This window comes from Desulfuromonas versatilis (assembly GCF_019704135.1).
Lineage (GTDB): Bacteria > Desulfobacterota > Desulfuromonadia > Desulfuromonadales > NIT-T3 > Desulfuromonas_A > Desulfuromonas_A versatilis.
Genome location: NZ_AP024355.1, coordinates 3,577,474 through 3,590,208 on the forward strand (window position 1 = coordinate 3,577,474; position 12,735 = coordinate 3,590,208).

Annotated in this window: 15 protein-coding genes; 3 read left to right on the top strand and 12 right to left on the bottom strand. The window is 63.8% G+C overall.

The genetic code is table 11. The features are described 5' to 3' along the window. Positions 1-115: 115 nt before the first annotated feature. Positions 116-700 carry a TetR/AcrR family transcriptional regulator gene (locus DESUT3_RS16005; protein WP_221249471.1) on the top strand — a complete coding sequence of 195 codons (585 nt, stop codon included), beginning with the start codon at positions 116-118 and terminating at the stop codon, positions 698-700. Between the two features lie 78 nt (positions 701-778). Here the strand turns inward: DESUT3_RS16005 and hemG are convergent, their stop codons facing one another. After that, positions 779-2,191 (bottom strand): protoporphyrinogen oxidase, encoded by a 1,413-nt coding sequence (hemG, locus tag DESUT3_RS16010; protein WP_221249472.1) that lies wholly within the window; start codon positions 2,189-2,191, stop codon positions 779-781. Positions 2,192-2,235: 44 nt separating this feature from the next. Next, positions 2,236-2,676: a MarR family winged helix-turn-helix transcriptional regulator gene (locus DESUT3_RS16015; protein WP_221249473.1), complete on the bottom strand. Its 441-nt coding sequence runs from the start codon at positions 2,674-2,676 to the stop codon at positions 2,236-2,238. Between the two features lie 252 nt (positions 2,677-2,928). Here DESUT3_RS16015 and DESUT3_RS16020 point away from each other — a divergent pair, with 252 nt between their 5' ends. Next, entirely contained in the window at positions 2,929-4,116 is a 1,188-nt protein-coding gene (locus DESUT3_RS16020; protein ID WP_221249474.1) for an MFS transporter, read from the top strand. Between the two features lie 58 nt (positions 4,117-4,174). Here the strand turns inward: DESUT3_RS16020 and DESUT3_RS16025 are convergent, their stop codons facing one another. From DESUT3_RS16025 to DESUT3_RS16040, 4 genes are all read right to left on the bottom strand, one after another. After that, on the bottom strand, positions 4,175-4,729 hold the full coding sequence (locus tag DESUT3_RS16025; protein ID WP_221249475.1) for a hypothetical protein: 555 nt from the start codon (positions 4,727-4,729) through the stop codon (positions 4,175-4,177). Between the two features lie 62 nt (positions 4,730-4,791). Further along, entirely contained in the window at positions 4,792-5,337 is a 546-nt protein-coding gene (locus DESUT3_RS16030) for a tetratricopeptide repeat protein (RefSeq protein WP_221249476.1), read from the bottom strand. 5 nt (positions 5,338-5,342) lie between these two features. Further along, entirely contained in the window at positions 5,343-5,756 is a 414-nt protein-coding gene (locus DESUT3_RS16035) for a cysteine peptidase family C39 domain-containing protein (RefSeq protein WP_221249477.1), read from the bottom strand. 107 nt (positions 5,757-5,863) lie between these two features. After that, positions 5,864-6,268 (bottom strand): PA2779 family protein, encoded by a 405-nt coding sequence (locus tag DESUT3_RS16040; RefSeq protein ID WP_221249478.1) that lies wholly within the window; start codon positions 6,266-6,268, stop codon positions 5,864-5,866. A 186-nt stretch (positions 6,269-6,454) separates the two neighbouring features. Here DESUT3_RS16040 and DESUT3_RS16045 point away from each other — a divergent pair, with 186 nt between their 5' ends. Beyond that, positions 6,455-7,351, top strand: coding sequence for a DnaJ C-terminal domain-containing protein (locus DESUT3_RS16045; RefSeq protein WP_221249479.1), 897 nt, complete (start codon positions 6,455-6,457; stop codon positions 7,349-7,351). A 69-nt stretch (positions 7,352-7,420) separates the two neighbouring features. Here the strand turns inward: DESUT3_RS16045 and DESUT3_RS16050 are convergent, their stop codons facing one another. The 6 genes from DESUT3_RS16050 to DESUT3_RS16075 form a co-directional block, all read right to left on the bottom strand. Further along, positions 7,421-7,606 (bottom strand): hypothetical protein, encoded by a 186-nt coding sequence (locus DESUT3_RS16050; RefSeq protein WP_221249480.1) that lies wholly within the window; start codon positions 7,604-7,606, stop codon positions 7,421-7,423. Continuing rightward, positions 7,603-8,580 carry a ferrochelatase gene (hemH, locus tag DESUT3_RS16055; protein WP_221249481.1) on the bottom strand — a complete coding sequence of 326 codons (978 nt, stop codon included), beginning with the start codon at positions 8,578-8,580 and terminating at the stop codon, positions 7,603-7,605. The genes DESUT3_RS16050 and hemH overlap by 4 nt, the downstream gene beginning before the upstream one ends. Positions 8,581-8,650: 70 nt before the next feature. Continuing rightward, the gene (gene hemE / locus DESUT3_RS16060) at positions 8,651-9,679 is read right to left on the bottom strand and encodes a uroporphyrinogen decarboxylase (protein WP_221249482.1); all 1,029 of its coding nucleotides are present in this window, start codon (positions 9,677-9,679) and stop codon (positions 8,651-8,653) included. A 112-nt stretch (positions 9,680-9,791) separates the two neighbouring features. Then, complete coding sequence (locus DESUT3_RS16065) at positions 9,792-10,901, bottom strand: radical SAM/SPASM domain-containing protein (protein ID WP_221249483.1); 1,110 nt, start codon at positions 10,899-10,901, stop codon at positions 9,792-9,794. 174 nt (positions 10,902-11,075) lie between these two features. Beyond that, the gene (locus tag DESUT3_RS16070) at positions 11,076-11,291 is read right to left on the bottom strand and encodes a hypothetical protein (protein WP_221249484.1); all 216 of its coding nucleotides are present in this window, start codon (positions 11,289-11,291) and stop codon (positions 11,076-11,078) included. A 288-nt stretch (positions 11,292-11,579) separates the two neighbouring features. Continuing rightward, positions 11,580-12,674 carry an NAD(P)H-dependent flavin oxidoreductase gene (locus tag DESUT3_RS16075; RefSeq protein ID WP_221249485.1) on the bottom strand — a complete coding sequence of 365 codons (1,095 nt, stop codon included), beginning with the start codon at positions 12,672-12,674 and terminating at the stop codon, positions 11,580-11,582. Positions 12,675-12,735 lie beyond the last annotated feature (61 nt).

A 12,735-nucleotide genomic window follows, 5' to 3' on the forward strand; every position in this document is an offset into this window, starting at 1 on the left:
TTTTTGGCGCACGCTTTCAGTTCAATGATGGGGAACAAAGGAAAAGGCTACCGCTTCCGGAAGCCCGGTCGGTCATTCAGGCCTTGAACAGTTTCGCGGCCGGGGAGAGGCAGAGATGAAGAAAAGACAGATCAATCCAGGAGAAAAACGCGAACGAGTGATCGGCGCGGCCCGCAGACTTTTCGTCGAAAACGGCTACCACAACGTCTCCATCCCCCAGATCGTCGCCGCATCCAAGGTGAGCACGGGGGCCATTTACAGTTATTTCCCCAACAAGGAAAAACTCGCGCAGCATATCCATGAACAGACCCTCGCCTACTTTCAGGCCTGCTTCGAGGCCCGCCTGGTTGGCAAGACGACTACCTATGAGAAGCTCAGAGCCTTTGGCGAGTTGGTTTACGAGCTTGCCGAGAGCGAGCCGGACCTGATGGAATACCTGCTGTTCATGAGGCACGGCGAGTTCATGCAGGAGGCGCCGCCGATCTGCTTCACGCAGCCGTTCCACCTGTTGCGGCGCATCATCGCGGAGGGGATTGAGCGGGGGGAGGTAAAAAATGGCGACTTTTTTATTCTTGGGGTTTCCTTCACCGGGGCGATCCTGCGGGCCGTGGAACTGAGGTTCTGCTGCGTTCTGGAAAAGCCCCTGACCGAAATCGCCGATTCGTTGATCGAAAATGCCTGGGCGGCCATAAAGGCCTGACAACCTGCGGAAAAAAAAGGCCAAGGCCGGGCAATTGTCCGGCCTTGGCTTTTTAACCCCTGGAAACCCGAGGTGAAGCTACCGCCCCTGGTCCTGCGGCTGGGGCAGCACCCGCTCGGCGATCTGGTTCGAGGAGTTGACGCAGTCGTTGAGTCCGACCCCGAAGAAGGCGTTGCCGGTGACAAACAGCCCCGGGTATTCATTGAGCCGCTCGTCGAGCGCCAGCAGGCGCTTGCCGTGGCCCACGGTGTACTGGGGGATCGCCCGCTCGTGGCGGAAGATGCGCACGAAGTCGGGCTCGGCGGCGATCCCCATGATCTGCTTCAGATCAGCCATCACCCGGCTCTTGACCTCGGCGTCGGACAGGTCGATGGCCGCGGGGTTGGTCGCCCCGCCCATCATCGAGCGCAGCAGCACCTGACCTTGGGGAGCGCGGTTGGGGAAGATGCTCGAATCCCAGAGGGTGCCGAGGATGCCGCGCCCCTCCTTTTTGGGGATGAGGTAGCCGAACCCGTCCAGGTCCCGCTCGATCTTCTCCCGCTGGTAGCCGAAGCAGACCACGTTCATCGGCGCATAGGGGATCTGGTCGAGCAGCTCGGCAAGGGCCGGCGACCCGGCGCGCAGCATCTGCGAGAGGGCATGGGCCGGCGCCGCGCTGACCACCACTTCAGCCTCCAGGGTGCTGCCGTCCTCGAGGAGCAGCTGGAAACCGCCGTCCTTTCTGGTGATGGACGCCACCCCGGCGCCGGTGCGGACCTCGCCGCGGAGGGCGGCGGCGGTTCCTTCGGCGAGATCCTGGATCCCCCCCTCGAAGGAGGTGAGGACCCCTCCCGGGCCGGCGGCGCTGGAAACCACCTTGCCGGCCTTTTGCTCGGCCTTCTTCTTTTTCGCCAGCAGCACCATCGCCCGGATCAGCCCGCCGTATTCCCGCTCCAGTTCGTGAATGCGCGGGAAGCAGCTCTTGAGGCTCATGGTCTCCGGGTCGCCGGCGAAAATCCCCGAAACCATCGGCGCGATGAGCTTGTCGAGGGCCTCGGCTCCCAGCCGGCGGCGGCCGAAGGCGGCCAGGGTCTCGTCCTCGCCGTCGCGCTTGGCCGGGATGACGGTCTCGCAGGCCAGGCGCAGCTTGCCGGGCCAGGAGATCAGCTTCGATTTCAGGAAGGCGGGGCCGTTTTCCGGCAGCCGGTGCAGAAGCCCCTCGGAGTAGATGAAGCGCTTGCGGGCGTTGTCGTTGGAGCGCAGCAGGCGGTCGCTGATCCCCAGTTGCCTGCAGAGCTCCAGGGTCATCGGCTTGTTGTCGAGAAAGCCGTTGGGCCCCCACTCGCAGATGTACCCCTGCTCCTTGATGCTCCAGATCTTACCGCCGAGCCGCTCCTTCTTTTCCAAAAGCACCGTCTGGACATCCCGCCCCTGGGCCTTGGCCCGGTTTTCGATGGCAAAGGCGGTGGAAAGTCCCGAGATGCCTCCTCCGATGATGGCGATGCGGGTCATGAACGCTCTCCTTTCAAAAGGGCCTGCTTCATTTTTTAAACTCCTTACCCCTCACTTGCGTCTAGCTTACCGAGGATACGGGCGATGGTCTCGAAGGAGCGAACCAGCTCCTCCTGATCCTGCTCGCCCAGGCGATTCATCACCTGCTGGTAGCCTTTGAGAATGCCGCGCTGCAACTCCTCGATCAGGCTCTGTCCCTGGCCGGTCAGGCGAATGACCACCTGGCGGCGGTTGCCGGCATCCTGTTCGCGGTGCAGCAGCCCCTGCCCGACCAGCCGATCCACCATCTGGCTGGCGCTGCTCATGGCCACCTCGAGTTCGCGGGCCAGATCGCCCAGAGAGCAGCCTTCCCGGTCGGCGATGGTCAGCAGGGTCTTGTACTGGTTGTAGCTCAGATCCATCCCCTCGTGGACCAGAGCGCGCAGCCGGCCCATTTTGCCGATGAGTTGGGGATAGATCACGGCGATTCTTTCGATGCGCTCCACAAATTCGTCCTCCTAATATTTCGGATGCCTAAATATTAGGGCAAGGAACCAATCCTGTCAAGAGGGCATGAACCCCCAATTCCAGGGCACGGTTTTGAGGAGCGTGGGCGCCGAGGCGGGTGCAGATGTGCCCATATCGGCGGCCGAATCCTGGAATCGGTGGTGGATTCGGGGAAGCAATCGGCTATTGACGGTCGCGACGACAACCCCTATAAAGTACCGACACCCAAACGGCTTCCGGCAAGGGACCCCATGCTCTACACCCCGGCTTTCTGGGCCATGTTCGTGGCCAACCTGAGCAACGTCGCCAGCTTCGGCGCCTACTTCCTGTTTCCCCTGTACGTTTCCGGCCACGGCGGCAGCAAGGGGGACATCGGGGTGGTGATGGGCATCTTCGCCCTGGCCTCGGCGGCCTGCCGGCCCTGGGTTGCGGAGATGATCGACCGTCTCGGGCGCAAACGCTCCTTTACCCTGGGCAGCCTCGGCATGACCCTGCTGCCGCTGGCCTACCTCCCCTTTTCCGGGGATCTGCAGGACTTCTATCTGCCGCTGCTGGCGGTCCGCGCCGCTCACGGGGTGGCCCTGGCGATCTGCTTCACCGCGGTCTTTACCTACGTCGCCGACATCATTCCCGGCGAGCGGATCAACGAAGGGATCGGCATGTTCGGCATCTCCGGCCTGGTCGGCATGGCCCTGGGTCCGGTGCTCGGCGAATGGTCCATCAACCTCGGCGGGGGATTCACCCCATTTTTCCTGCTCTCCGCCGCCCTGGCCGGGCTCGGCCTGTTGAGCCACCTGCCGCTGGCGGAAACCGGCACGGGCAGAGGAAATATCCACGGGCCCTCCTTTTTCACCCTGCTCTCGCGCCGCAAGCTGGCGGTAGTGGGGTTGCTGTCGCTGATTTTCGGCATCGGCCTGGCCGCCACCGGCAACTTCGTCACCCCGCTGGCCCAGCAGCGCCAGATTCCCTTCATCTCCCTCTACTACCTGCTCTACTCGGTGGCCGCGGTGCTGGTGCGTTTCGTCGGTGGGCGACTGGCCGACCGGGTCGGCGAGAACCGGATGCTCCCCTACGCCCTGGTGGTCACCGCCGCCGGATCCTTCTGCCTCATTACCGTGGCCGGCAGCCCTTCGCTGGGCCTGGCGGGCCTGGTCGCCGGGGCCGGCCACGGCCTGCTCTTTCCGATCCTCAACACCCTGGCGATCCGCAACGAGCCTGCGGAGATCCGCGGCAAGGTCACCGGCATCTTCACCGGCGGCATCGACAGCGGGGCCTTCGTCGGCTCGCTCATCCTCGGCTACGTGGGCGAACTGGCCGGGTTCGGCGCGCTGTTCACCGTTTCAGGCCTGGTGGTTCTCAGCGGACTGGCGATTTTCCGCTTCCGGCCGGGGGGGCTTGAGCGAGGACAGGGAATAAGCCCGCGGGTCGCTCCAAAATGAAAGCCCCCGTCGACATATCGACGGGGGCTTGGTCTTGCAGGTCAACTGCAGGTCAAAATCAGTTTTTTTCGAACTGCAGGTCCAGCAGCCGCAACCGCTGTTCGTAACGCTCCTCGAGGCGCCGCTGCTGGTCCTCGTAGCGACGCTCGAGCATTTGCTCCTGGCGGCTCGCATCGGGGTCGCCGCTCGATCTCAGCCGCCTTCGCTCCTCACCGAACTGCCGCTGCAAATCGTCGCGATCCAGATCATACTGGTCCTGAAGCCGGCGGTGCTCGACCTCATGCTCCTCCCGGAACTCGCGCTGGTCCTCCCAGCGGTCGCGGCGGAAATCCTCGCCGTCCTCGCGCATCCTCTGGCGAAGCTCCCAGCGCTCCTGCGGGGTTTCCGCCTCCCGGTAATCGTCGTCGTATTCCCTCAGCCGCTCGCGGTACCCTTCCCGGTCGTCGCTCCGTTCCCGGAAAAAGTCCCGGCTATCCTGAAAACGATCCTCTCGAAAATCGCGCCGCTCATCGCGATACTCCCTTTCCATCCCCGACTGGGCAGCGGTCGCGGCAGGCAGGCAGAGCAGCGCGCCGAGCAGAGCCGCAAGGGCCAGGTTCCCAGGTCTGTTCACGATCGGTTCTCCTCTCAGAAAAAGGGCCAGAGGGCGGGACCCATCTTGCTCCCACATCCCCGCTAGGGCTCGCCAAGCCGATCCCGCTTCTCCAGCAACCGCTTGCGGAAGTCTTCGCCGCCGGCCAGGCCAAGGGCCCGGTTGAGGCTCTCCCGGGCCGCTGCCGGGCGACCCAGGGCGGTTTGAATATCCGCCAGGGTGTCCCAGAAAACCGGCTCGGCGGGAGCGAGTGTCACCGCACGCTCGGCAATTGGCAACGCCCGCAGGGGCTCAGCTGATTGTAGCACTACCCATGCCAGGTTGTTGAGGGCTTCGGAGTTGTCCGCCTCGCGTTCCAGCGCCTGGCGGTAGCTTTGCTCCGCGGCGGAGAAGTCGCCGGCTGCGGCCCGGACATTGCCGAGATTGACCAGGGGCCGCGCCCAGGACTTGTCCAGGCGGGCCGCCTGCTGGTATTCGCGGGCCGCCAACTCGGCCTCGCCGCGCCCTTCGTAGGCGACGCCCAGATCGTTGTGCTGGCGGGCATCCAGGGGGTCGTTGAGGACGATGATGCGGGGCGGTGAGCAGGCGCTGAGCAGCGCGGCAAGCGACAGGACGAGAAACAGGCGCATGGGGATCATTCCAGGAGTAGATACAGGTAATTCATGGCCCCCCAACGACGGTCGAAATCCTCGCTGGGGAAAAACCTCCCTGCGGCGACCCCGGCGTGGGCCAGAAAGCCCGCATCGCCATAACCGAACACCACCAGGTAGTGGGGCCGGGCCAACGGCCCGAAACCGGCGTCGATAGGCAGCAGCACCGGGCGCCCGGCATCCACCTGCTGGCGCAGCAGGCGCAGATCCCCCCGCCCGGAGCGGGTGGAAAAGCCACGGGATTTGGCGAAATTCTCCAGATCGGGCAGCAGGCTGCCGCCCAGGCGCGGATCGTAGACGGTGGCACGGATTTCGGCGGGGTCGACCTGTCGGCCGCGATGACCCAGCAGCGAGGCCAGCGCCGCCGGACCGCAATCGTCGTCCAACTGCTGAGGCACGAACGGCACCTGCGCCACGGTTTTAAAATCAACCCGGGAAGGGGGCGGCTGAAACGGCGAACAGCCAGCCGCCCCCAGCAGGATCAGCGTCATCAGAAGAAGTCGGGTCACCTGATAATGATTTGTTTGTTGGTGAGTTTCAGAATGACGATCACCAGCAGCACGATGATCAGCACCGCAATGATCCCCTCCAGAATGCCGCCGGCGGCGAGATCCTTGGACAGCCCCGAGAGCTGATGCAGCTGGGCGTCACTGAGCGTGTCGAGCTTGGCGGAAACCTCCTCGGCGGACAGCCCGAAATCGGCCAGCCGCTGGGAGACCACCTCACGCTCCAACGCCTGACGGATGGTGTCGATCTGGGCCGCCCGCTGGGAGAGGGACACACCGTCGGCCATCCGGCTCTCCACCAGGCCGGCCTGGCTACTGGCAGGGATCAGCGAGACGAGACAGAAGGCCACCATTACAACCCAGCAAATCGGACGACTGAGAACCCAGGAATGCTTTTCGGTCATGTGGAAATCCTCCATTGGCAATGATATCGGACAGTTTAAGAAATATTACCGAAAAAACCGCACCTGACAAGGGGCAAGAAACGAACCGCGGCGAGGGCCGGCCAAATCCACCGCGGACCTTGACGGGCAGGAGTCGCGTATCTATATTGTCAGTGCGATTAATACCAATGCAAAACAGGAGTTTTCATGGGCAAGGACTACTACGCCACCCTCGGGGTCAGCAAGGGGGCCTCGGTCGACGAGATCAAGAAGGCATACCGCAAGCTTGCCCTCAAGTTCCATCCCGACAAGAACCCCGGCGACAAGAAGGCCGAGGAGAAATTCAAGGAAATCACCGAGGCCTACGCGGTGCTCTCGGACCCCGATAAGAAACGCCAGTACGACCAGTTCGGCGAGTCCGGATTTCACCAGCGCTACTCGCAGGAGGACATCTTCCGCGGCTTCGACGTCGGCGACATTTTTCGCGAGTTCGGCTTCGGCACCGACGACATCTTCAGCCACCTGTTCGGCGGCGGCCGGGGGCGCAATCCCTACTTCTCCGGCGGTGGCCGCGCCCAGGCGGTCAAGGGACAGGACTACGTCATGCGCCTGAACATCCCCTTCCGCCAGGCCATGCAGGGAGGCGAGCGGCGCATCGACTTTCGCCGTGACGGGCGGCCGGAACATTTGCAGGTACGCATTCCCGCCGGGGTCGAATCGGGCCAGAAACTGCGAGTTGCCGGCAAGGGGGCCGCCAGCCCCGCCGGGGGCCCGGCGGGCGACCTGTTCCTCGAGATCCAGGTCGATCCCGACTCCCAGTTCGTCCGCGACGGCGACGACCTGCAGATCCGGGTCCAGGTCCCCTTCAGCGGGGCCTGCCTGGGCACCTCCGTCGACGTTCCGACCCTCGAGGGGACCAAGCGGGTCAAGGTCCCGGCCGGCATCAGCGGCGGCGGCAAGATCCGCCTGCGCGGCTTCGGCGTCCCCGGCCAAGGCGGCAAGGCCAAGGGAGATCTGTACGCCATCGTCGAGGTGGAGGTGCCGAAAAAACTCACCGCCGAACAAAAGAAGCTGCTGGAAAAGCTCCGGGAAGCCGGCCTCTGACCCCAGCAAAAAAGCGGCCCCCCAATAGGGCCGCTTTTTTACTCATCACTCATCACTCATCGCTGATTTTCACCCGCCGTAATACTCCCGGCAGTACATCATCGCCAGCCGCCCCCGGCTGGCCAGGCAATCGGGGCAGAGCTGCCCCGCGTCGCCGTACTGCTGCTCGGCGAGGATCGCACCGGCCTGCTGGGCCGGATCTTCCAGCGGCGCCTGCGGGTCGAAATCGGCCTGGCAGATACGGCACTGCTTCATCGCGACTGCTCCAGGTGGCTGGCCACCAGGGCGGCCATGCCGTCGAGGAAATCGCCGTGGTCGTTGAGCGAGGGGGCGCGGTGGAAGAGATCGAGCCCGACCTTGCGCGCATGCTCGGCGTACTCCACGTCGATCTCGAAGAGGGTCTCGATGTGATCCGAAACAAAGGAGATGGGCACCATCAGCACCGAGCGATGCCCCTCGGCCGCCAGGTTGTCGAGCACCTGTACCGTGTCGGGCTCCATCCACTTGACCGGGCCGCTGCGGCTCTGGAAGCCGATGTGCCAGGGGCGCTCCCCGATCCGGGTCATCACCCCCTTGGCCGTCTCCAGCACATGCTCGAGGTAGGGGTCGCCGCGGTCGATGAATTTCTGCGGCAGGGCATGGGCGGAGAACAGGATCTGCACCTGGTCGCGCATCAGTTCGTGGAAGCCCTCCAGCCCCTCGCGGATGCGGTTGGCCAAAGCATCGAGATAGCCCGGCCAGGCGTACCAGTCATCCACCACCGAGTAGCGCAGTTGGGGATACACCTGTTCCACCGCCCGGCGGAAATCCTTGAGGCTGCTGCCGGTGGTGGCCCCGGTGTAATGGGGGTAGAGGGAAAGCACCACCGCCTGCTCGACCCCGTCGGCGCGCATCTGGCGCAGGGCCTCCTCGGCGCCGGGGCGCCAGTAGCGCATGACGACGTAGGGACGGAAGGAGCCGCCGAGGCGCTCGGCGATCCCCTCGCCCTGGCGCAGGGTCCAGTGCAGCAGGGGCGACTTGCCGCCGATCTCCCGGTAGTTCTCCACCACCTTGCGCGAGCGGAAAAACGAGATCATCCCGGCAAAGGGCTTCTGCAGCAGGCTGCCCAGGGGGAGCTGAATCAGCTCGCGGTCGGAGAAGAGGTTGCGCAAAAACGGGCGGACCGCCTCCAGGGAATCGGGTCCGCCCATGTTGAGCAGCACCAGGCCGATGGGTTTGTCAGGATCCATAGTCAAATATTGTAGGGGCGCAATACTTTGCGCCTTGGGCGGGAGGTATCCCGCCCCTACGGTTGATTGATTATTTCTGGCTCAGCCGGTGGACGCACTCGACCATGTGCTTGGCGTGCTCCGGATCGACGGTGGGCAGGATGCCGTGGCCGAGGTTGAAGATGTGCCCCGGGCGCCCGGCGTTCTCGTCGAGGATGCGCTTGACCTCCCGCTCGATGTGCTCCTTGGGGGCGTAGAGCACGGTGGGGTCGAGGTTGCCCTGCACCGCCACTTCGGGGCCGAGGATGTCCCGGGCCTTGGCCAGGGAGATGTGCCAGTCGAGCCCGACCACGTCGGAGCCGGCCTTTTTGACCACGTCGAGCATGGTGCCGGCGCCCTTGACGAAGTGGATGATCGGCACGTCCTTGCGGTCGAGGCCGTTGATCAGCTTGGTGGTGTAGGGCAGGATGTACTTCTCGTAGTCCAGCGGCGAGACGATGCCGCCCCAGGTGTCGAAGATCTGTATGGCCTGGGCGCCGGCGGCGATCTGCGCGTTGAGGTATTGGCGATCCATCTCGGTCACCTTCTCCATCAGCGCGGCGTAGAGTTCGGGGGCGCCATACATCATCCGTTTGATCTGGGCGAAGTCCTTGCTCCCCTTGCCTTCGACCATATAGCAGGCCAGGGTGAAGGGGGCGCCGCCGAAGCCGATCAGGGGGACCCGGCCTTCGAACTCGCGGCGCAGGATCTTGATGGTCTCCAGCACGTAGGGGACATCCTCCTCCATGACCGGGATGCGCAGCGCGTCGATATCGGCCTGGGTGCGCACCGGGTTCTCGAACACCGGCCCGGGGACGAAGTCGAGCTTGAGTCCCATCGGCTCAACCGGGGTGAGGATGTCGGAGAAAAGAATGGCGGCGTCGGCGCCCAGGTAGTCGATGGGCTGAATGGTTACCTCGGCGGCCAGCTCGGGGGTCTTGCACAGCTCGAGGAAGGTGACCTTCTTGCGCACCGCCATGTACTGGGGCAGGTAGCGGCCGGCCTGGCGCATCAGCCATACCGGGGTGCGATCGACGGGCTGGCCCCAGCAGGCCTTGAGAAAATTGTATTCGGTGGTCATATCGCTGAGTTCCTCCTGTGGAATTTGATCGGTATCGTAGGGGCGCACCTATGTGTGCGCCCTGTTTTCTCTTCCCAGACCAGGGCAGACACGCAGGTCTGCCCCTCCCGCATCATTTCGGGGCGTTCTGCGCCGCTTCCTGCTCCATCCGTTTGCGGGTGCGCGCCGGGATGTAGTTGCAGAAGGGCTCCTCTTCCATGTAGTCGCCGTAGACCGCGTCGGCGCGGGCGCGGCAGCCGCCGCAGACGTTGATGAACTCGCACTCGCCGCACTTGCCCTTGTATTTCTTGAAATCGCGCAGGTCGTTGAAGGTCTTGCTGTTGAACCACAGTTCCTTGAAGGGGACCTGCTTGACGTTGCCCACCGAGGAGTGGAAGTAGGAGCAGGGCTTGAGGTTGCCGAAGCAGTCGATCAGGCAGATGGTCTGGGCGGCGATGCAGCCCTTGCCGCCGCCGGTGGAGAAGGTCAGGCTGCGGCGCTGGAAATCGACCCCCTCGGCCTTGGCCATCTGCGGCACGATGCGGTAGTAGTGGGGGGCGCAGGTCGGGCGCATGAGGATCTCCTCCTCGCCCTTTTCCTGTTCGTAGTGCCAGGAGAGGATCTCCTCGTAGTCCTCCTTGGTGATCAGCTCGTTCATGATCTCCTCGCCGCGGCCGGTGGGGACGATCATGAACATGTACCAGGCGGTGGCGCCGAGGCTCTTGGCCAGCTTGAAGGTCGCGCCGATGTCGTGCTGGTTGCGCTTGGTGAAGGAGGAGTTGATCAGGAACTTGATGCCGTTGCGCTTGAGGGTCTCGGCGCCGCGGATCACCCCTTCGAAGGCGCCGGGGCAGGCGCGGAAATCATCGTGAATGGCCGCGGTGGAACCGTCGAGAGACAGGGAAACCATCTTGATGTCGGCCTGCTTCATCTGCGCGCAGACCTCGTCGGTGATCAGGGTGCCGTTGGTCGCCATGCACATGCGCAACCCCTTGGAGGTGCCGTAGCTGGCGATCTCGAAGATGTCCTTGCGCAGCAGCGGTTCGCCCCCGGAGAGAACCATGACCGGCGTGGAGACTTCGCAGATGTCGTCGATGAGCTTCTTGGCTTCTTCGGTGTTGAAATCCCCCACGGCCGCGTCCATGTCCGATGAGCAGCGGCAATGCACGCAGTTGAGATTGCAGCGCTGGGTCGATTCCCAGGCAATCCACTTGGGGATGAATTCCTCGTTTTTGGCGGTCATTCCAACTCCTTTATCCGGCACGCGGTGCGTCCATTGGGCAAATTCCCGCCATGGTACACCATTTAACTGGGAAAAGACAAGAAATCCTGCCCTTTACCGGCAGGAAGAACAGCCATCCCCGGCACTCCCCACTCCTCCGGGCCGTGGCAGCCCGGCCTTCAGGGGGCGCTGCGGTTATTTGCCGCTGCCGTAGACCGGCATGTAGCCATAGGTCCTTTCCCTGCACTGGTCGGAATCCCAACGCTCGCGGTGGCCTTCGGTCTCGACCTGAAGCTTCTCGCCGCTGCAGGAGACAACGCGGCCGGATTTGCCGGTTTTGGTGTTGTCGACCCACTTGATCTCGCCATGGGAGGCGACTTCGCAGATCCCTTCATACCTGTTGCGTTCCATACTCGGCTCCTTTCTTCCATTGCCGCAGAAGAGCAACCTGTACCTCCATTCTATGACATCTGCGGAATCGGGGTCATCCCCTGGGGCAAGCAACAGTCACCACCCTCATTTGCCCCGGGCAACCCAAGACCACCTGCAAGTCAAAATCAAGACCCAGGGGACTCGGCCCCTGACCCCGCCCAGCCCTTTGCTCGCCCAAAGGGCTGGACCCCAAGGGGGGAAAGCGAAAAACTAAAAGGCGGGCCGTTTCCGGACCCGCCTTGTTGGTAATTATCTCTCTGCTGAGGCTCAGCCGTTCACTGCCTCATCCCGTTCCGCTTCCCGTTCGAGAGCGAACAGTTCGTCGAAGATCGCCTGCACGGTGGTGATCCGGTCGGCCTTCCAGGCGTTGGTGCCACAGAACACCAGTCCGGTCTCCACGTCGCCGCGCTGGGCGCGATCCAGGGCGTGGACGATGCAGAAGCGCTCCTGGCCGGCTTTGTAGGTGCATTTCTTCAGGCAACCCGAGGGGCAGGTCACCGCCAGATCGACGTCGCGCTGGCGGATCTGCTCGATGTTCCCCTTGATGGCCCGTCCGGGCAGCCCCGCGGGGCTCATGATCAGGCCGATGTCCTCCTTGCGGCAGTCGAGGTACATCTGTTTGAAGGCGTCGGAGGCGTCGCACTCCTCGGTGCAGACGAAGCGGCTGGCCATCTGTACCCCGTCGGCGCCCTGTTCCAGGGCATGCAGCAGATCGGCGCGGTCCCAGACCCCCCCGGCGGCGATCACCGGCACCTCGACGTTCCAGGTCTCCTTGAAATAGGCTTTGATGCCGCGCACCGTGGCGTACTGGTCGTATTCGCCCGAGCCGATGTTCTCGAGCTTTTCGCCCAGGTGCCCGCCGGCGGTGTCGGGGTCCTCGACCACCACCGCGTCGGGGAGCCGGTCGTAGCCTTTCTTCCACTTGCGGGCGATCAGTTCGGCGGCCTTGACCGAAGAGACGATGGGAACCAGGGCCACCTCGGGCCAGTCGGCGGTCAACTCGGGCAGGTTGAGGGGGAGTCCGGCGCCGCTGACAATCACTTTGGCGCCAGCCTCGCAGGAGGTGCGCACCATTTCGTCGTAGTTGGTCACCGCCACCATGCAGTTGGTGCCGATCACCCCGTCGGGGGCGATCTCGTAGGCCTTGCGGATCTCATCCTTAAGGGCCTGGGGATCGGCGGTGAAGAAATTCTTGCCGTCGTAATGAGGGCTGTTCAGGCCGATGCCGGCGGTGGCGATCAGCCCGACGCCGCCGCAGCGGGCGACGTGACCGGCAAGGCCGGCCCCGGAGATGCGAACGCCCATCCCTCCCTGGATCAGGGGGAAGGGGACGGTATGCCTGCCGATTGTCAGTGACCTCATGCCGTGTACTCCTTTGCGGTAAAAGCAGAAGCATTCAGAATCGCTGACGATCATAGCAAAG

Coding starts and splice junctions, on each gene's coding strand:
- hemG (WP_221249472.1), bottom strand. CDS start 2,191: ATGACCCGCATCGCCATCATCGGAGGAGGCATCTCGGGACTTTCCACC.
- hemH (WP_221249481.1), bottom strand. CDS start 8,580: ATGGATCCTGACAAACCCATCGGCCTGGTGCTGCTCAACATGGGCGGA.
- DESUT3_RS16050 (WP_221249480.1), bottom strand. CDS start 7,606: ATGAAGCAGTGCCGTATCTGCCAGGCCGATTTCGACCCGCAGGCGCCG.
- DESUT3_RS16005 (WP_221249471.1), top strand. CDS start 116: ATGAAGAAAAGACAGATCAATCCAGGAGAAAAACGCGAACGAGTGATC.
- DESUT3_RS16065 (WP_221249483.1), bottom strand. CDS start 10,901: ATGACCGCCAAAAACGAGGAATTCATCCCCAAGTGGATTGCCTGGGAA.
- DESUT3_RS16045 (WP_221249479.1), top strand. CDS start 6,455: ATGGGCAAGGACTACTACGCCACCCTCGGGGTCAGCAAGGGGGCCTCG.
- hemE (WP_221249482.1), bottom strand. CDS start 9,679: ATGACCACCGAATACAATTTTCTCAAGGCCTGCTGGGGCCAGCCCGTC.
- DESUT3_RS16040 (WP_221249478.1), bottom strand. CDS start 6,268: ATGACCGAAAAGCATTCCTGGGTTCTCAGTCGTCCGATTTGCTGGGTT.
- DESUT3_RS16075 (WP_221249485.1), bottom strand. CDS start 12,674: ATGAGGTCACTGACAATCGGCAGGCATACCGTCCCCTTCCCCCTGATC.
- DESUT3_RS16020 (WP_221249474.1), top strand. CDS start 2,929: ATGCTCTACACCCCGGCTTTCTGGGCCATGTTCGTGGCCAACCTGAGC.
- DESUT3_RS16030 (WP_221249476.1), bottom strand. CDS start 5,337: ATGCGCCTGTTTCTCGTCCTGTCGCTTGCCGCGCTGCTCAGCGCCTGC.
- DESUT3_RS16070 (WP_221249484.1), bottom strand. CDS start 11,291: ATGGAACGCAACAGGTATGAAGGGATCTGCGAAGTCGCCTCCCATGGC.